The organism is Piscinibacter lacus (assembly GCF_016735685.1).
Classification (GTDB): domain Bacteria; phylum Pseudomonadota; class Gammaproteobacteria; order Burkholderiales; family Burkholderiaceae_C; genus Aquariibacter; species Aquariibacter lacus.
On record NZ_JAERRA010000001.1, the window covers coordinates 1608918 to 1626257 of the forward strand.

Genomic DNA, 17340 nt, shown 5'->3' on the forward strand with positions numbered 1-17340 from the left:
CGATTCCGCTGCCCGCGCAGATGCTGGCCCTGGCCATCCGCGAGCCGGGTGGCCCGGAGGTGCTGACGCCCGTGCAGCGCGAGCTGCCGCAGCCGCAGGCCGGCGAGCTGTTGATCGAGGTGGCCGCTTCGGGCGTGAACCGGCCGGATGTGCTTCAGCGCAAGGGCCTCTACCCGCCGCCGCCCGGCGCCTCGGACCTGCCCGGTCTGGAGGTGGCCGGCCGCCTGGTCGGGGGCGATGCGGCGGCGCTGGCCGCGCGCGGCTTCCGGCTCGGCCAGGCCGTCTGCGCGCTGACCCACGGCGGCGGCTACGCCCGCTATGCCGTGGCACCCGCGGGCCAGGTGTTGCCGGTGCCCGCGGGCCTGAGCCTGGTCGAGGCGGCCAGCCTGCCCGAGACCTGCTTCACCGTCTGGATCAATGCGGTCGAGCGGGCGGCCCTGCAGCCCGGCGAGACGATCCTGATCCACGGCGGCAGCAGCGGCATCGGCGTCACCGCCATCCAGATTGCCAAGGCCCTGGGCGCGACGGTGTTCGTCACCGTGGGAGATGCGGCCAAGGCCGCAGCCTGTGTGGCCCTGGGGGCCGATGCGGCCATCGTCTACAAGACCCAGGATTTCGTCGACGAGACGCTGCGCCTGACCGGCGGCCGCGGCGTCGACGTGATCCTCGACATGGTGGCGGGCGACTACATCGAGCGCGGCCTGCGCTGCCTGGCCGAGGATGGCCGGCTGTCGGTGATCGCGGTGCAGGGCGGCAGCAAGGCGACGATCGACGTGGCCCGCTTGCAGCGTCGCCGCCTGACGCTGACCGGCTCGACGCTGCGTCCGCGCACGGTCGCCTTCAAAGCCCGGGTGGCGGCCGAACTGCAGGCCCGCGTGTGGCCGCTGATCGAAGCCGGCCGCATCCGCCCGGTCATCCACCGCGTGCTGCCAGCGGCGGCCGCGGCCGAGGCCCATGCGCTGATGGAGTCCGGCACGCACATCGGCAAGATCGTGCTGGACTGGTCCGACACGTCCGCCTGAATGCTTTGAACCCTTCGAGGATTTCCCGATGAGCGAAACCCGACAGCCCCTCGTGGTCGGCAACTGGAAGATGCACGGCAGCCATGCCGTGAACGAGCAACTGCTCGAAGCCCTCAAGTCGGCCGGCCCGCTGCCGGCCGAGGCGGCGGTCTGCGTGCCCTTTCCCTACCTGGCCCAGGTGGCCGAGCGCTTGGCGCGCAGCCCCATCGGCTGGGGCGCGCAGGATGTGTCGGTGCATGCGCAGGGCGCCTACACCGGCGAGGTCAGCGCCGCGATGCTGGCCGACTTCGGCAGCCGCTATGTGATCGTCGGCCACTCCGAGCGCCGCCAGTACCACGCCGAGAGCGACACCCTGGTCGCCGACAAGGCCAAGGCGGCGCTGGCCAAGGGCATCACGCCCATCGTCTGCGTGGGCGAGACGCTGGCCCAGCGCGAGGCCGGCGAGACCGAGGCGGTCGTCAAGCGCCAGCTCTCGGCCGTGATCCATGCCCTGGCGCACTGCGTCAGCGAGATGGTGGTGGCCTATGAGCCCGTCTGGGCCATCGGTACCGGCCTGACCGCCACGCCCGAACAGGCGCAGGCCGTGCACGCGCTGCTGCGGGCGCAGCTCGCCGCCGCCTCGCCGCGTGCCGCGCAGATGAAGCTGCTCTACGGCGGCAGCGTCAAGCCCGACAACGCCAAGATCCTCTTCGCCCAGGCCGACATCGACGGCGGCCTGATCGGCGGCGCCTCGCTCAAGGCCGAGGACTTCCTTGCCATCTGCCGCGCGGCCGCCTGAGGCGTCCGACGGTTTCCTGGAGATTTCCGATCATGCAAATCCTGATGTCCCTGCTCCTCGTCGCCCAGTTGCTCTCGGCGCTGGCGATGATCGGTCTGGTGCTGATGCAGCACGGCAAGGGGGCCGACATGGGCGCTTCCTTCGGCGGCGGAGGCTCCTCCGGCAGCCTGTTCGGTGCCACCGGCAGCGCCAACTTCCTGTCGCGCACGACCGCCATCCTGGCAGCGATCTTCTTCGCCTCGACCCTGGCCCTGGCCTACAACGGCAACCCGGACTCGGGCCGCGGTGGCAGCGGCGGGGCCAGCGTGCTGGAGCGCGTCGCGCCGGCGGCCAGCGCGACGGCGGACGCCATTCCCGGCACCGCGCCCGCGGCCAGCGTGGCGCCCCTGCCGGCCGCTTCGGCAGCGTCCAACTGAGGCCGGCCCCCCGGCGCTCCGCCCTGCGGGCGGCCTGTGTCAATTGACCGACAGGGCCTCTGGGGCGAAGGGCAAACCGGGGGTTTTCACGCTAAGATTCAACGCTGTTCGGCGAGCCATCCTCAAGCCAGCCAAGCAGATGTCCATGAGCTTCCCGACCCGGAAGACTCGGGCCGACGTGGTGAAATTGGTAGACACGCTATCTTGAGGGGGTAGTGGCGAAAGCTGTGCGAGTTCGAGTCTCGCCGTCGGCACCAAGAACAAGATCGACCCCCAGAGAGCCCCGCGGAGACCCCGCGACAGACCCGGACCACCGGGCCGGGCAAAGCAGGCGCGCTGAGAGTGCAGCACGGTTCATCGAGGACCTTGCCGTGCCGGCGCGCTTTGTTTTGCGCGCTTGAACCCGACCACCCGACCGCAAGCTGACGCGAGCCCAAGACCATGGATCTTCAAGAGTACCTCCCGGTCATCCTCTTCATCCTGGTCGGCATCGGTGTCGGCGTTGCACCGCAGGTGCTCGGCTTCCTCCTCGGCCCGCGCCGCCCCGGCGCCGCCAAGAACAGCCCCTACGAATGCGGCTTCGAGGCCTTCGAAGACGCTCGGATGAAGTTCGATGTGCGCTACTACCTGGTGGCCATCCTCTTCATCCTGTTCGACCTGGAGATCGCCTTCCTCTTCCCCTGGGCGGTCTCCCTGACGGAAATCGGTGCGTCGGGCTTCTGGGCCATGATGATCTTCCTGGGCATCCTCGTCGTCGGCTTTGCCTACGAGTGGAAGAAGGGCGCACTGGACTGGGAATGATCGAGGCAGGACGTTGAAGCGACACGCGGAGCAGTCATGGGCATCGAAGGCGTTCTGAAAGAGGGCTTTGTCACCACCTCGGTGGACAAGCTGATCAACTGGTCGAAGACCGGTTCCCTGTGGCCGATGACCTTCGGCCTCGCATGCTGTGCGGTGGAGATGATGCATGCCGGTGCGGCACGCTACGACATCGACCGCTTCGGCATGCTGTTCCGGCCCAGCCCGCGACAGAGCGACCTGATGATCGTGGCCGGCACCTTGTGCAACAAGATGGCGCCTGCCCTTCGCAAGGTCTACGACCAGATGGCCGAGCCGCGCTGGGTGCTGTCGATGGGTAGTTGCGCGAACGGCGGCGGCTACTACCACTACAGCTACAGCGTGGTGCGCGGCTGCGACCGCATCGTGCCGGTCGATGTCTATGTGCCGGGCTGCCCGCCGACGGCCGAGGCCCTGCTCTACGGCATCCTGCAATTGCAGGCCAAGATCCGCCGCGAGAACACCATCGCCCGCTGAAGCCTTGCCCACCATGTCTCATCCCACCTTGGACACGCTGCAGGACGCGCTGCGGTCGGTGCTCGGCGAGCGCCTGAGCTCGATCGTAGCCGACCGTGGCGAAGTCACCATCACCGTGCCGGCAGCCCGCTTGCTGGAAGCCGCCGAGCTGCTGCGCGATGCGCCGGCCCTGCGCTTCGAGCAACTGATCGACCTGTGCGGCATGGACTACTCGCAGTACAAGGACGGCGCCTCGCCGCTGGCCGAAGGCCCGCGCTATGCCGTCGTCGTGCACCTGCTGTCGGTCAGCCTCAACCAGCGCGTGCGCCTGCGGGTGTTCTGCCCCGAGGACGATCTGCCCATGGTCGCCTCGCTCAACGGCATCTGGTCCTCGGCCAACTGGTTCGAGCGCGAGGCCTTCGATCTCTACGGCATCGTCTTCGACGGCCACGAGGACTTGCGCCGCATCCTGACCGACTACGGCTTCATCGGCCATCCCTTCCGCAAGGATTTCCCGACCCACGGTCACGTCGAGATGCGCTACGACCCCGAGCAGCAGCGCGTGATCTACCAGCCGGTGAGCATCGAGCTGCGCGAGATCACGCCCCGCATCGTCCGCGAGGACAAGTACGGCGGCCTGCACTGAACGGACCCGGCACGACCATGGCTGAGATCAAGAACTACACGCTGAACTTCGGTCCCCAGCACCCGGCCGCGCACGGCGTGCTGCGGCTGGTGCTTGAACTCGACGGCGAAGTCATCCAGCGCGCCGACCCGCACATCGGCCTGCTGCATCGCGCCACCGAGAAGCTGGCCGAGTCGAAGACCTACATCCAGTCGCTGCCTTACATGGACCGGCTGGACTACGTCTCGATGATGTGCAACGAGCATGCCTACTGCCTGGCCATCGAGAAGCTGATGGGCATCGAGGTGCCCGAGCGCGCGCAGTACATCCGCGTGATGTTCAGCGAGATCACCCGCCTGCTCAACCACCTGCTCTGGCTGGGCTGCCACGGGCTGGACTGCGGCGCGATGAACATTCTCATCTACTGCTTCCGCGAGCGCGAGGACCTGTTCGACATGTACGAGGCGGTCTCGGGCGCGCGCATGCATGCGGCCTACTTCCGGCCGGGCGGCGTTTACCGCGACCTGCCCGACACCATGCCGCAGTACCAGGCCAGCAAGGTCCGCAATGCCAAGACCATCGCCCGCCTGAACGACAACCGCCAGGGCTCGCTGCTGGACTTCATCGACGACTTCAGCCGCCGCTTCCCGCCGCTGGTCGACGAGTACGAGACCCTGCTGACCGACAACCGCATCTGGAAGCAGCGCACCGTCGGCATCGGCGTGGTCACACCCGAGCGTGCGCTCAACCTGGGCTTCACCGGCGCGATGCTGCGCGGCTCGGGCATCGCCTGGGACCTGCGCAAGCAGCAGCCCTATGACGTCTACGACCGGATGGATTTCGACATCCCGGTCGGCAAGACCGGCGACTGCTACGACCGCTACCTGGTCCGCATCGAGGAGATGCGCCAGTCCAACCGCATCATCCAGCAGTGCGTGGCCTGGCTGCGCGCCAACCCCGGTCCGGTCATCACCGAGAACCACAAGGTCGCGCCGCCCTCGCGGGTCGAGATGAAGAGCTCGATGGAGGAGCTGATCCACCACTTCAAGCTCTTCACCGAAGGCTTCCATGTGCCCGAGGGCGAGGCCTATGCCGCCGTCGAGCATCCGAAGGGCGAGTTCGGCATCTACCTCGTCAGCGACAGCGCCAACAAGCCCTACCGCCTCAAGATCCGCGCGCCCGGCTTCGCCCACCTCGCGGCGATGGACGAGATGTCGCGCGGCCACATGATTGCCGATGCCGTGGCCGTGATCGGCACGATGGACATCGTCTTCGGCGAGATCGACCGCTGACCCCGCACGAGACAAGCGCGATGAGCTTCTTCAGTGATGACACGCTGGCCCGCTTCGAACGCGAGGCCGCCAAGTACCCGCCCGAGCAGCGCCAGTCGGCCGTGATGGCCTGCCTGGCCATCGTCCAGCAGGAACAGGGCTGGGTGAGCCAGGATGCCGAGGTGGCGCTGGCGGCCGTGCTCGGCATGGCGCCGATCGCGGTGCATGAGGTCACGACCTTCTACAACATGTACAACCAGCAGCCGGTGGGCCGCTACAAGCTCAACGTCTGCACCAACCTGCCCTGCCAGCTTCGCGAAGGGCAGACCGCGCTCGAGCATGTCTGCAAGCGCCTGGGCGTCGAGCCCTACGGCAGCACGGCCGACGGCGTCTTCACCGTGCAGCCCAGCGAATGCCTGGGCGCCTGCGCCGATGCGCCGGTGATGCTGCTCAACGACCGCGAGATGCTGAGCTTCATGCATGCCGAGCGGCTCGACGAGCTGCTGGCGATGTGCGCGGCCGAGGCGGCCACCGCCACGGCGAAGTCCGGTCAGTAAGAGGCACCCCCCGATGAGCACGCTGGATCTGTCGAAGTTCAAGGCCACCGGCCGCGAGACCTGCTTCCACGGTCGCCACATCGAGCCGCAGATCTATGCCGGCCTCGATGGCACGAACTGGCATCTGCAGGACTACGTCGCCCGCGGCGGCTATGTGGCCCTGCGCCGCCTGCTGACCGGCCTGATGCCGGACGGCACGCAGGGCGAGCCGATGACGCCCGAGCAACTGATTGCCGAGGTCAAGTCCAGCGGCCTGCGCGGCCGCGGCGGTGCCGGCTTCCCGACCGGGCTGAAGTGGAGCTTCATGCCGCGCGCCCTGCCGGTGCAGAAGTACCTGGTCTGCAATTCGGACGAGGGCGAGCCGGGCACCTGCAAGGACCGCGACATCCTGATGTTCAACCCCCATGCCGTGATCGAAGGCATGGCCATCGCGGCCTACGCCATGGGCATCAGCGTGGGCTACAACTACATCCACGGCGAGATCTTCGAGGTCTACGAGCGCTTCGAGGCGGCGCTGGAAGAGGCCCGCGCCGCCGGCTTCCTGGGTGACCACATCCTCGGCAGCAAGCACAGCTTCCAACTGCATGCCGCCCATGGCTTCGGCGCCTACATCTGCGGCGAGGAAACGGCGCTGCTCGAATCGCTGGAAGGCAAGAAGGGCCAGCCGCGCTTCAAGCCGCCTTTCCCGGCGAGCTTCGGGCTCTATGGCAAGCCGACGACGATCAACAACACCGAGACCTTCGCGGCCGTGCCCTGGATCGTTCGCCACGGCGGCGAGGCCTATCTGAAGGTCGGCAAGCCCAACAACGGCGGCACCAAGATCTTCTCGATGGTCGGTGACGTCGAGCGCCCCGGCAACTACGAGGTGCCGATGGGCACGCCCTTCAGCACCCTGCTTGAACTCGCCGGCGGTGTGAAGGGCGGCAGGAAGCTCAAGGCCGTGATCCCCGGCGGCTCCTCGGCCCCGGTGCTGCCGGCGGACCTGATGATGGCCTGCACGATGGACTACGACTCGATCGCCAAGGCGGGCTCGATGCTGGGCTCGGGCGCCGTGATCGTGATGGACGAGACCCGCTGCATGGTCAAGAGCCTGCTGCGCCTGTCCTACTTCTACCAGCACGAAAGCTGCGGCCAGTGCACGCCCTGCCGCGAAGGCACCGGCTGGCTGTGGCGCATGGTCGATCGCATCGAGCACGGCCGCGGCCGGCCCGAGGACCTCGTCATGCTCGACAGCGTGGCCGAGAACATCATGGGCCGCACCATCTGTGCGCTGGGCGACGCGGCGGCCATGCCGGTCCGCGCGATGCTCAAGCACTTCCGCGACGAATTCGCCCACCACATCGAGCACAAGACCTGCATGGTCTCCGTGCCGGCCTGAGTCGACCACGGCGCATCGCAGCAAGAACATGGTTGAAATCGAACTCGACGGCCGCAAGGTCGAGGTGGCCGAAGGCAGCATGGTGATCCAGGCCGCCGAACGCAACGGCACCTACATCCCGCACTTCTGTTATCACAAGAAGCTGTCCGTGGCGGCCAACTGCCGCATGTGCCTGGTGGAGATCGAGAAGGCGCCCAAGCCCATGCCGGCCTGCGCGACCCCGGTCACCCAGGGCATGATCGTCCGCACCAAGAGCGACAAGGCCGTCAAGGCCCAGCAGTCGGTCATGGAGTTCCTGCTGATCAACCATCCGCTGGACTGCCCGATCTGCGACCAGGGCGGCGAATGCCAGTTGCAGGACCTGGCGGTCGGCTACGGCAAGTCCGCCTCGCGCTACGAAGAGGACAAGCGCGTGGTCTTCCGCAAGGACGTCGGCCCGCTGATCTCCATGGAGGAGATGAGCCGCTGCATCCACTGCACCCGCTGCGTGCGCTTCGGCCAGGAAGTGGCCGGCGTGATGGAGCTGGGCATGGTCCACCGCGGCGAGCACAGCGAGATCACCACCATCACCGGCGGCACGGTCGACAGCGAGCTCTCGGGCAACATGATCGACCTCTGCCCGGTCGGCGCCCTCACCAGCAAGCCCTTCCGCTACAGCGCCCGCACCTGGGAGCTGTCGCGCCGCAAGAGCGTGAGCCCGCATGACAGCACCGGCGCCAATCTCGTCGTGCAGGTCAAGGCCGGCCAGGTGCTGCGCGTGCTGCCGCTGGAGAACGAGGCCGTCAACGAGTGCTGGATCGCCGACCGCGACCGCTTCAGCTACGAGGCCCTGAACAGCCCGGCGCGCCTCAAGCAGCCGATGATCAAGCAGGGCGGCGAATGGCTGGCCACCGACTGGACCACCGCGCTGGAGTACGTCGCCAACGGCCTCAAGGGCGTGAAGGCCGAGCATGGCGCCGCCGCCATCGGCGCGCTGGCCAGCCCGCATGCCACCGTCGAGGAACTGCATCTTCTGGCCCAGTTGGTGCGCGGCCTGGGCAGCGACAACATCGACCACCGCCTGCGCCAGACCGACCCGGCGCTGGCCGCAGCGGCCGGCCAGGCGCTCTGGCTGGGCCTGCCGATCGCCGAGCTGTCGAGCCTCGACACCGCTTTCGTGGTGGGCTCCTTCCTGCGCAAGGATCATCCCCTCTTCGCCCTGCGACTGCGCCATGCTGCGCTGCGCGGCGCGGCCGTCCACGGCCTCAACGGCGTGGCCGAGGACTGGGCCCTGCCGAGCGCGAGCCGCTGGGTGGCCGCCCCTTCGGACTGGGCCCAGGCCCTGGCCGGCGTGGCCGCCGCGATCGCCCAGGCCAAGGGCCTGAGCGCGCCCTTCGCCGTCAGCCCCTGCGCGCGAGCCCGGGCCGTGGCCGACAGCCTGCTGGCCGGCCAGCGCAAGGCCGTGCTGCTGGGCAATGCCGCCACCCAGCATCCGCAGGCTGCGGCGCTGCTGGGCCTGGCCCGATGGATTGCCGAGCAGACCGGTGCCAGCTTCGGCGTGCTGGGCGAGGCGGCCAACAGCGTCGGCGCTCAACTGGTCGGCGCCCAGCCGGCCGCGGACGGCCTGACGGCCGCCGCCATGCTGGGCCATGCCCCGCGCAAGGCCCTGCTGCTGCTGAACACCGAGCCGGTGCTTGATGGCGCCGATGCCGCGGCCGCCCGCGCCGCGCTGTCGGCCGCGCAGATGGTCGTGTCCCTCTCGCCCTTCGCCGACGCGAACACCGCCTTCGCCGACGTGCTGCTGCCCATCGCCCCCTTCAGCGAGACCTCCGGCACCTTCGTGAATGCCGAAGGCCGCGTGCAGAGCTTCCACGGCGTGGTCAAGCCCCTGGCCGACACCCGCCCGGCCTGGAAGGTGCTGCGCGTGCTGGGCGCCATGCTGGGCCTGCCGGGCTTCAGCGCCGAGAGCAGCGAGGAGGTCAAGGCCGCCGCCCTGGGCGATCTGGCCGCGCTGCCCGCCCGCCTCAGCAATGCCCTGGCCTTGCCGGCCAGCATCGGCACCGGCCCGCTGGCCGACCGTGGCTTGCAGCGCCTGCCCGAGGTGCCGATCTACGCCACCGACAGCTTGGTCCGCCGAGCCCCCGCGCTGCTGGCCACGGCCGATGGCCGCGCACCGCGTGTCGGCCTGTCGCCGGCCACCTGGGCCGCGCTTGGCCTGCAAGCAGGCGACCGGGTCCGTGTCACCCAGGGGGCTGCCCAGGCCGTGCTGCCTGCCGAGCAGGAAGCCACGCTGGCCGAGGGCTGCGTCCGCTTGCCCGCAGGCCATGCCGACACCGCCGCCCTGGGTGCGATGAGCGGCACGGTCCGCGTCGAGAAGGCTTGAGGAAAGGCACCCCACCATGCTCGAACTCATGCAAAGCACCGGCAGCTCGCTCCTCGGGGGCGCTTGGCTGGTCGTCTGGACCCTGATCAAGATCGTCGCCCTGCTGCTGCCGCTGATGGGCTGCGTGGCCTACCTGACGCTGTGGGAGCGCAAGGCCATCGGCTGGTCGCAGATCCGGCCGGGTCCCAACCGGGTCGGGCCCTATGGCCTGCTGACCCCGATCGCCGATGCGGTGAAGCTGATCTTCAAGGAGATCATCATCCCGACGGCGGCCAACAAGGGCCTGTTCTTCCTCGGCCCCATCATGACCATCATGCCGGCCCTGGCGGCCTGGGCGGTCGTGCCCTTCGGCCCCGAGGTCGCGCTGGCCAACATCAATGCCGGCCTGCTCTACCTGATGGCGATCATGTCGCTCGAGGTCTACGGCGTGATCATCGCCGGCTGGGCCTCGAACTCGAAGTACGCCTTCCTGGGGGCCATGCGCGCCTCGGCGCAGATGGTCAGCTACGAGATCGCGATGGGCTTCGCGCTCGTCGTCGTGCTGATGATCTCGGGCTCGCTGAACGTCACCGAGATCGTGTTGAAGCAGGACGTCGGCCAGTTCGCCGACATGGGCCTGAACTTCCTGAGCTGGAACTGGCTGCCGCTCTTCCCCATCTTCATCGTCTATTTCATCTCCGGCTTGGCCGAGACCAACCGCCATCCCTTCGACGTGGTGGAAGGCGAGTCGGAGATCGTGGCCGGCCACATGATCGAGTACTCCGGGATGTCGTTCGCGATGTTCTTCCTGGCCGAGTACGCGAACATGATCCTGGTGTCGATCCTGGCCGTCACGCTCTTCCTGGGCGGCTGGCTGCCGCCCATCGACAGCGCCGTCTTCAACTGGATCCCGGGCTGGATCTGGCTGGGCTTGAAGACCTTCGTCGTCGTGACGATGTTCCTGTGGGTCCGCGCCACCTTCCCGCGCTTCCGCTACGACCAGATCATGCGTCTGGGCTGGAAGATCTTCATTCCCGTGACCCTGGTCTGGCTGGTGGTGGTCGGCCTTTGGATCCAGTCCCCGTTCAACATCTGGAAGTAAGGGCAGGACCGCCATGACCACCCTCGCATCGATCAAGGACTTCTTCAGCAGCTTCCTGCTGCTGGAACTGTTCAAGGGCCTGAAGCTGACCGGCAAGCATTTCCTCTCGCCGACCATCACCGTCCAGTTCCCGGAAGAGAAGACCCCGCAGAGCCCGCGCTTCCGCGGCCTGCATGCGCTGCGCCGCTACGAGAACGGCGAGGAGCGCTGCATCGCCTGCAAGCTCTGCGAGGCGGTTTGCCCGGCCATGGCCATCACCATCGAATCCGAAGTGCGTGACGACGGCAGCCGCCGCACCACGCGCTATGACATCGACCTGACCAAGTGCATCTTCTGCGGCTTCTGCGAGGAGAGCTGCCCGGTCGACTCGATCGTCGAGACCCACATCTTCGAGTACCACGGCGAGAAGCGCGGCGACCTGTACTTCACCAAGGACATGCTGCTGGCGGTCGGTGACCGCTACGAGCCCGTGATCGCCGCCAGCAAGGCCGCGGACGCGCGCTACCGCTGAAGAAGAGGCCTGCCAACGCCCTGCCATGACGACCCCCACCGCGCTCTTCTACCTCTTCGCGGCCGTGCTGCTGTTTGCAGCCTTCCGCGTCATCACCGCCCGCAGCTCGGTTCATGCTGCGCTCTATCTGGTGCTGGCCTTCTTCAATGCGGCCTGCGTCTGGATGCTGCTGGAGGCTGAGTTCCTCGCGATCACCCTGGTGCTGGTCTACGTCGGCGCGGTGATGGTGCTCTTCCTCTTCGTCGTGATGATGCTCGACGGCAACCTCGACCGCAGCCGCACCGGCTTCTGGAAGCATGTGCCGCTGGCGGCCGCGGTCGGCCTGGTCATCGCCTTCGAGATGGCGGCGGTGCTGCTCGGCGGCTTCCGCCTTAGCGATGCCCCCGAAGCCACGGCCGAAGCCGTGAGCCTGGGCAACACCAAGCTGCTTGGCATCGCCATCTACACCGACTACCTCTACCCGCTGCAGATCGCTGCCGTGCTGCTGCTGGTGGCCATCATCGCCGCCATCGCGCTGACGCTGCGTCGCCGCAAGGACAGCCGCTACATCGACCCGGGCGACCAGGTCCGCGTGAAGAAGGCCGACCGCCTCAGCATCCTGAAGATGGCGCCCACCGTGGCGAGCCCGCCGTCCGAGGCGCCCGCCCCCGGCCCCGAAGGAGCCGCCCGATGACCCTCACCCTCGGCCACTACCTCTCGCTGGGCGCGATGCTGTTCGCGCTGTCGGTGATCGGCATCTTCCTGAACCGCAAGAACCTGATCGTGCTGCTGATGGCCATCGAGCTGATGCTGCTGGCAGTCAACCTGAACTTCGTCGCCTTCTCGCACTTCCTGGGCGACATGGCGGGTCAGGTCTTCGTGTTCTTCATCCTCACCGTCGCCGCGGCCGAATCGGCGATCGGCCTGGCCATCCTCGTCGTGCTGTTCCGCAACCGCGCGACGATCGACGTCAACGAGCTGGACACGCTCAAGGGCTGAGTCCCTGACCCCGCCTACGAAGCCTCGCACACGATGTCCCAACTCTCCACCTCGATGCTGCTTGCGGTGCCGCTGGCCCCGCTGGCCGGCGCCGTGCTCGCCGGCCTGTTCGGCAAGACCCTCGGTCGCCGCGGTTCGCATGTCGCCACCATCCTCGGCGTCGCCATCGCCTTCCTGATCTCGGCCTGGGTGCTCAAGCTCGTCGCTGTCGACGGCGCCCGCTACAACGAGACGATCTACCAGTGGATGACGCTGGGCCAGCTCGTCATGGAGGTCGGCTTCCTGGTCGATGGCCTCACCGCGATGATGATGGTCGTCGTGACCTTCGTTTCGCTGATGGTCCACATTTACACCATCGGCTACATGGAAGAGGACGCCGGCTACCAGCGCTTCTTCGCCTACATCTCGCTCTTCACCTTCAGCATGCTGATGCTGGTGATGAGCAACAACATGCTCCAGCTTTTCTTCGGCTGGGAAGCGGTGGGTCTGGTCAGCTACCTGCTGATCGGCTTCTGGTACACCAAGCCGACGGCGATCTTCGCCAACATGAAGGCCTTTCTGGTCAACCGGGTCGGTGACTTCGGCTTCATCCTGGGCATCGGCCTGCTGCTGGCCTACACCGGCTCGCTGAACTATGTCGAGGTCTTCGAGAAGAAGGACGAGCTGGCCGCGCTGGCCTTCCCCGGCACCGACTGGGCGCTGCTGACCGTGGCCTGCATCTGCCTCTTCATCGGCGCGATGGGCAAGAGCGCGCAGTTCCCGCTGCATGTCTGGCTGCCCGACTCGATGGAGGGCCCGACGCCGATCTCCGCGCTGATCCATGCCGCCACCATGGTGACGGCCGGCATCTTCATGGTCGCGCGCTTATCGCCACTGTTCGAGCTGAGCGACACCGCGCTCAACTTCGTGATGGTCATCGGCGCGATCACGGCCCTGTTCATGGGCTTCCTCGGCATCATCCAGAACGACATCAAGCGCGTGGTCGCGTACTCGACGCTGTCTCAGCTCGGCTACATGACGGTCGCGCTCGGCGCCTCGGCGTACTCCGTGGCGGTCTTCCACCTGATGACCCATGCCTTCTTCAAGGCGCTGCTCTTCCTGGGGGCAGGCTCGGTCATCATCGGCATGCACCACGATCAGGACATCCGCAACATGGGCGGCCTGTGGAAGCGCATGCCCATCACCTGGATCACCTCGCTGCTGGGTTCGCTGGCGCTGATCGGCACGCCGCTGTTCGCTGGCTTCTACTCGAAGGACAGCATCATCCTGGCGGTCGAGGCCAGCACCCTGCCGGCCGCCGGCTTCGCCACCTTTGCCGTGGTGGCTGGCGTCTTCGTCACGGCCTTCTACAGCTTCCGCATGTACTTCCTGGTCTTCCATGGCCAGGAGCGCTTCCATCACAAGCCCTTCCCGGGCGAGCACGACCACCACGACGATAACCACGGCCACCACGAGCCGCATGTGCCGCATGAGTCGCCCTGGGTCGTGACCCTGCCGCTGGTGCTGCTGGCCATTCCCTCGGTCGTGATCGGCTACCTGAGCATCGAGCCCATGCTGTTCGGCAACTTCCTGGCCGATGCGATCACCGTCGACGCGAGCAAGCATCCCGCCATGGCCGACCTGGCCGCGCACTTCCACGGCGCCTTCGCCATGGCCGTTCACGGCCTCCAGACCCTGCCTTTCTGGCTGGCGCTCGGCGGCGTGGTGACGGCCTGGGTCTTCTACCTGAAGCTGCCGGCCATCCCGGCGGCCTTCGATGCCCGCCTCGGTGCGCTGCGCCGTGTGCTGGAGAACAAGTACTACATGGACGCGATCAACGAGAAGGTCTTCGCGGCAGGGGCCCGCGGCCTCGGTCGCGTGCTGTGGAAGGGCGGTGACGTGGCCTTCATCGACGGCCTGCTTGTCAACGGCCCCGCCCGTCTGGTCGGCTGGATCGCGCAGCGGGTGCGCACGCTCCAGACCGGTTTCATCTACCACTACGCGCTGGTGATGATCGTCGGCGTGTTCGTCCTGCTGACCTGGTTCGTGCGTTTCGGGCGCTGAGCGGGCAACAAGAAGAAGAACATGGGAACCCTCTCGATTGCCATCTGGACCCCGATCGCCTTCGGTGTCCTCCTGCTTGCCTTCGGCCGCCAGGCCCAGGCGCATGTCGCGCGCTGGCTCGCGTTGGTCGGGGCCGTGCTCGGCGTGCTGGTGACGCTGCCGGTCATCACCGGTTTCGACACCTCGACCGCGGCCATGCAGTTCGTCGAGAACCTGCCGTGGATCGCACGCTTCAATGTGCGCTACCACCTCGGCATCGACGGCCTGTCGATGTGGTTCGTGCCGCTGACCGCCTTCATCACCGTGATCGTCGTGATCGCGGCCTGGGAGGTGATCGAGGACCGGCCGCACCAGTACCTCGGCGCCTTCCTGATCCTGTCGGGCCTGCTGATCGGCGTGTTCACCGCACTCGACGGCCTGCTCTTCTATGTGTTCTTCGAGGCCACGCTGATCCCGATGTACATCGTGATCGGTGTCTGGGGCGGCCCGCGCCGTGTCTATGCGGCCTTCAAGTTCTTCCTGTACACGCTGCTCGGCTCGCTGCTCATGCTGGTCGCGCTGATCTACCTGTACTACAAATCGGGCGGCAGCTTCCAGATCCTGGACTGGCACCAGCTTCCGCTGCCGATGGACGCGCAGACCCTGCTGTTCTTCGCCTTCTTCGCCGCCTTCGCGGTCAAGGTGCCGATGTGGCCGGTGCACACCTGGCTGCCCGATGCGCACGTCGAGGCGCCGACCGGCGGCTCCGTCGTGCTGGCGGCGATCATGCTGAAGCTCGGGGCCTATGGCTTCCTGCGCTTCTCGCTGCCCATCACGCCCGATGCCAGCCAGGCCTGGGCCGGCCTCATCATCGGCCTGAGCCTGGTGGCGGTGCTCTACATCGGCGTGGTCGCGCTGGTGCAGGGCGACATGAAGAAGCTGGTCGCCTACTCCTCGATCGCGCACATGGGCTTCGTGACCCTGGGCTTCTTCCTCTTCGATCCCCTGGCCCTGGCCGGCGGCATCGTGCAGATGGTCAGCCACGGCTTCGTCTCGGGTGCCATGTTCCTCTGCATCGGCGTGCTCTACGACCGCGTGCACAGCCGCGAGATCGCCAGCTACGGCGGCGTGGTCAACACCATGCCCAAGTTCGCGGCCTTTGCCGTGCTGTTCGCCATGGCCAACTGCGGCCTGCCGGGCACGGCGGGCTTCGTGGGCGAGTGGATGGTCATCCTCGGCGCGGTCAAGGTCGATTTCTGGATCGGCCTGCTGGCCGCGACCACGCTGATCTTCGGCGCCGCGTACACGCTGTGGATGGTCAAGCGCGTCTACTTCGGCCCGGTGGCCAATGAGGACGTGCGCGGCCTGAGCGACCTCAATGCCCGCGAGTTCCTGATGCTGGGCGTGCTGGCCGTCGCCGTGCTGGCGATGGGCCTCTACCCCAAGCCCTTCACCGACGTGATGGACGTGTCGGTGGCCGAGCTGCTGCGTCACGTGGCTGTCTCCAAGCTGCCCTGAGCCGCACCGGCCTGAACCCGATACCCCGACGATGAACCCGATGAACTGGTCCGTCCTGAGCCCCGAGATCCTGCTGCTGGCGATGAGCTGCTTCATCACCCTGGCCGATCTCTTCGTCAGCTCGCCCCGGCGCGGCCTCACCCATGGCCTGTCGATGATCACCCTGGCTGCGGTGGCGGCCCTGCACCTGCTGGGCTTCCTGGAGGCGCAGACGCAGTACGCCTTCGGCAACATGGTCGTCAGCGATCCCATGGGCCATCTGCTGGCCTTCTTCGCGGTCGTGGCCACGGCGGTCACGCTGATCTATGCGCGGCCCTATGCGGCCTCGCGCGAGATGCTCAAGGGCGAGCTGCACACGTTGGCGCTGTTCGCCCTGCTCGGCATCCTGGTGATGATCTCGGCCAACCACTTCCTGGTGATCTACCTGGGCCTGGAGCTGATGTCGCTGAGCCTCTATGCCCTGGTGGCGCTGCGCCGCGACCATGCGCCGGCCACCGAGGCCGCGATGAAGTACTTCGTGCTCGGCGCCCTGGCCAGCGGCTTCCTCCTCTATGGCCTGTCCATGCTCTACGGCGCGACCGGCGCGCTGGAGCTGGGCAAGGTGTTCGAAGCCATCGGCAGCGGCCAGATCAATGCGCAGGTGCTGGTCTTCGGCGTGGTCTTCATCGTCGCCGGCCTGGCCTTCAAGCTGGGCGTCGTGCCCTTCCACATGTGGGTGCCCGATGTCTACCAAGGGGCGCCGACAGCAGTCACGCTGATGATTGCCGCCGCGCCCAAGCTGGCCGCCTTCGCGATCACCATCCGCCTGCTCGTCGAGGGCATGATCGGCCTGGGCAAGGACTGGCAGCAGATGCTGATGGTGCTGTCGGTCTGCTCGCTGGTGCTCGGCAACCTGGCCGCGATCGCGCAGGACAACCTCAAGCGCCTGCTGGCCTACTCGACGATCTCGCAGCTCGGCTTCATGCTGCTCGGCCTGACGCCGACGCTGATCGCCGGCAACACCCTGTCGGCCGCCAACGGCTACAGCTCGGCCATGTTCTACCTGGTCGCCTATGTGCTGACAACCCTGGCCGGCTTCGGCGTGCTGCTGGCGCTGACGCAGCGCGGCTTCGAAAGCGAGCAGGTCAGCGACCTGGCCGGCCTGAACCGCCGCAGCCCGCTGATGGCCGGCATCATGGCCCTGGTGATGTTCTCGCTGGCCGGCATCCCGCCGACGGTGGGCTTCTATGCCAAGCTGGCCGTGCTGCAGTCGCTGGTCTCGACCAATGTGCCGCTCTACATCGGCCTGGCGGTCTTCGCGGTGCTGCTGTCGCTGATCGGCGCCTATTACTACCTGCGCATCGTCAAGGTCATGTACTTCGATGCGCCGGCCACGACCGGCCCGGCCTCGGGCGAGCTGCTCCTGATGCCGACCGAGGTGCGCGTGGTGCTGGGCCTCAATGCCCTGCTCGTGCTGGGTTTCGGCCTGCTGCCCGGCGGCTTGATGGCCTGGTGCGCCGACGCCATCCGCATGGCCCTGGCCACCTGA

The 17340-nt window shown here is 67.3% G+C and carries 17 protein-coding genes and 1 tRNA gene; all 18 read left to right on the top strand.

Annotated elements, in window-relative coordinates:
- The first annotated feature begins 20 nt into the window (after positions 1-20).
- The 18 genes from JI742_RS07330 to nuoN all read left to right on the top strand — a co-directional run bounded on the left by JI742_RS07330 (position 21) and on the right by nuoN (position 17340).
- A complete protein-coding gene (locus JI742_RS07330; RefSeq protein WP_201826471.1) occupies positions 21-1022 on the top strand; it encodes an NAD(P)H-quinone oxidoreductase in 1002 nt (333 codons plus the stop codon).
- A gap of 28 nt (positions 1023-1050) precedes the next feature.
- Positions 1051-1800 (top strand): triose-phosphate isomerase, encoded by a 750-nt coding sequence (tpiA, locus tag JI742_RS07335; RefSeq protein ID WP_201825125.1) that lies wholly within the window; start codon positions 1051-1053, stop codon positions 1798-1800.
- Between the two features lie 32 nt (positions 1801-1832).
- Positions 1833-2216, top strand: a complete 384-nt coding sequence (secG, locus tag JI742_RS07340; protein ID WP_201825127.1) for a preprotein translocase subunit SecG — start codon at positions 1833-1835, stop codon at positions 2214-2216.
- A 172-nt stretch (positions 2217-2388) separates the two neighbouring features.
- A tRNA-Leu gene (locus tag JI742_RS07345) sits at positions 2389-2473 on the top strand.
- A 184-nt stretch (positions 2474-2657) separates the two neighbouring features.
- Positions 2658-3017: an NADH-quinone oxidoreductase subunit A gene (locus tag JI742_RS07350; RefSeq protein ID WP_201825129.1), complete on the top strand. Its 360-nt coding sequence runs from the start codon at positions 2658-2660 to the stop codon at positions 3015-3017.
- Between the two features lie 36 nt (positions 3018-3053).
- Complete coding sequence (locus tag JI742_RS07355; protein ID WP_046113908.1) at positions 3054-3530, top strand: NuoB/complex I 20 kDa subunit family protein; 477 nt, start codon at positions 3054-3056, stop codon at positions 3528-3530.
- Between the two features lie 13 nt (positions 3531-3543).
- Positions 3544-4155 carry an NADH-quinone oxidoreductase subunit C gene (locus JI742_RS07360; protein WP_201825131.1) on the top strand — a complete coding sequence of 204 codons (612 nt, stop codon included), beginning with the start codon at positions 3544-3546 and terminating at the stop codon, positions 4153-4155.
- A gap of 17 nt (positions 4156-4172) precedes the next feature.
- Positions 4173-5426, top strand: a complete 1254-nt coding sequence (locus JI742_RS07365) for an NADH-quinone oxidoreductase subunit D (RefSeq protein ID WP_201825133.1) — start codon at positions 4173-4175, stop codon at positions 5424-5426.
- Positions 5427-5446: 20 nt separating this feature from the next.
- Positions 5447-5962, top strand: a complete 516-nt coding sequence (locus tag JI742_RS07370; RefSeq protein WP_201825135.1) for an NADH-quinone oxidoreductase subunit NuoE family protein — start codon at positions 5447-5449, stop codon at positions 5960-5962.
- A gap of 13 nt (positions 5963-5975) precedes the next feature.
- Positions 5976-7340, top strand: a complete 1365-nt coding sequence (nuoF, locus tag JI742_RS07375; RefSeq protein WP_201825137.1) for an NADH-quinone oxidoreductase subunit NuoF — start codon at positions 5976-5978, stop codon at positions 7338-7340.
- Positions 7341-7368: 28 nt separating this feature from the next.
- A complete protein-coding gene (gene nuoG / locus JI742_RS07380; RefSeq protein ID WP_201825139.1) occupies positions 7369-9702 on the top strand; it encodes an NADH-quinone oxidoreductase subunit NuoG in 2334 nt (777 codons plus the stop codon).
- Between the two features lie 16 nt (positions 9703-9718).
- Positions 9719-10783, top strand: coding sequence for an NADH-quinone oxidoreductase subunit NuoH (gene nuoH / locus JI742_RS07385; RefSeq protein ID WP_201825140.1), 1065 nt, complete (start codon positions 9719-9721; stop codon positions 10781-10783).
- Between the two features lie 13 nt (positions 10784-10796).
- Complete coding sequence (gene nuoI / locus JI742_RS07390) at positions 10797-11294, top strand: NADH-quinone oxidoreductase subunit NuoI (RefSeq protein ID WP_201825143.1); 498 nt, start codon at positions 10797-10799, stop codon at positions 11292-11294.
- Positions 11295-11319: 25 nt separating this feature from the next.
- Positions 11320-11967 (top strand): NADH-quinone oxidoreductase subunit J, encoded by a 648-nt coding sequence (locus JI742_RS07395; protein ID WP_201825145.1) that lies wholly within the window; start codon positions 11320-11322, stop codon positions 11965-11967.
- Positions 11964-12272 (top strand): NADH-quinone oxidoreductase subunit NuoK, encoded by a 309-nt coding sequence (nuoK, locus tag JI742_RS07400; RefSeq protein WP_201825147.1) that lies wholly within the window; start codon positions 11964-11966, stop codon positions 12270-12272. The genes JI742_RS07395 and nuoK overlap by 4 nt, the downstream gene beginning before the upstream one ends.
- Before the next feature lie 33 nt (positions 12273-12305).
- Entirely contained in the window at positions 12306-14315 is a 2010-nt protein-coding gene (nuoL, locus tag JI742_RS07405) for an NADH-quinone oxidoreductase subunit L (protein ID WP_201825150.1), read from the top strand.
- Between the two features lie 21 nt (positions 14316-14336).
- The gene (locus tag JI742_RS07410) at positions 14337-15812 is read left to right on the top strand and encodes an NADH-quinone oxidoreductase subunit M (RefSeq protein WP_201825152.1); all 1476 of its coding nucleotides are present in this window, start codon (positions 14337-14339) and stop codon (positions 15810-15812) included.
- Between the two features lie 31 nt (positions 15813-15843).
- Positions 15844-17340, top strand: a complete 1497-nt coding sequence (nuoN, locus tag JI742_RS07415) for an NADH-quinone oxidoreductase subunit NuoN (protein WP_201825154.1) — start codon at positions 15844-15846, stop codon at positions 17338-17340.

What these genes read in the sequence shown, in the direction of transcription:
- JI742_RS07360 (WP_201825131.1), top strand. Translation starts at nt 3,544, where the DNA reads ATGTCTCATCCCACCTTGGACACGCTGCAGGACGCGCTGCGGTCGGTG.
- secG (WP_201825127.1), top strand. Translation starts at nt 1,833, where the DNA reads ATGCAAATCCTGATGTCCCTGCTCCTCGTCGCCCAGTTGCTCTCGGCG.
- nuoL (WP_201825150.1), top strand. Translation starts at nt 12,306, where the DNA reads ATGTCCCAACTCTCCACCTCGATGCTGCTTGCGGTGCCGCTGGCCCCG.
- nuoK (WP_201825147.1), top strand. Translation starts at nt 11,964, where the DNA reads ATGACCCTCACCCTCGGCCACTACCTCTCGCTGGGCGCGATGCTGTTC.
- tpiA (WP_201825125.1), top strand. Translation starts at nt 1,051, where the DNA reads ATGAGCGAAACCCGACAGCCCCTCGTGGTCGGCAACTGGAAGATGCAC.
- nuoN (WP_201825154.1), top strand. Translation starts at nt 15,844, where the DNA reads ATGAACCCGATGAACTGGTCCGTCCTGAGCCCCGAGATCCTGCTGCTG.
- nuoF (WP_201825137.1), top strand. Translation starts at nt 5,976, where the DNA reads ATGAGCACGCTGGATCTGTCGAAGTTCAAGGCCACCGGCCGCGAGACC.
- JI742_RS07410 (WP_201825152.1), top strand. Translation starts at nt 14,337, where the DNA reads ATGGGAACCCTCTCGATTGCCATCTGGACCCCGATCGCCTTCGGTGTC.
- JI742_RS07365 (WP_201825133.1), top strand. Translation starts at nt 4,173, where the DNA reads ATGGCTGAGATCAAGAACTACACGCTGAACTTCGGTCCCCAGCACCCG.
- JI742_RS07350 (WP_201825129.1), top strand. Translation starts at nt 2,658, where the DNA reads ATGGATCTTCAAGAGTACCTCCCGGTCATCCTCTTCATCCTGGTCGGC.
- nuoI (WP_201825143.1), top strand. Translation starts at nt 10,797, where the DNA reads ATGACCACCCTCGCATCGATCAAGGACTTCTTCAGCAGCTTCCTGCTG.
- JI742_RS07395 (WP_201825145.1), top strand. Translation starts at nt 11,320, where the DNA reads ATGACGACCCCCACCGCGCTCTTCTACCTCTTCGCGGCCGTGCTGCTG.
- nuoG (WP_201825139.1), top strand. Translation starts at nt 7,369, where the DNA reads ATGGTTGAAATCGAACTCGACGGCCGCAAGGTCGAGGTGGCCGAAGGC.
- JI742_RS07370 (WP_201825135.1), top strand. Translation starts at nt 5,447, where the DNA reads ATGAGCTTCTTCAGTGATGACACGCTGGCCCGCTTCGAACGCGAGGCC.
- nuoH (WP_201825140.1), top strand. Translation starts at nt 9,719, where the DNA reads ATGCTCGAACTCATGCAAAGCACCGGCAGCTCGCTCCTCGGGGGCGCT.
- JI742_RS07330 (WP_201826471.1), top strand. Translation starts at nt 21, where the DNA reads ATGCTGGCCCTGGCCATCCGCGAGCCGGGTGGCCCGGAGGTGCTGACG.
- JI742_RS07355 (WP_046113908.1), top strand. Translation starts at nt 3,054, where the DNA reads ATGGGCATCGAAGGCGTTCTGAAAGAGGGCTTTGTCACCACCTCGGTG.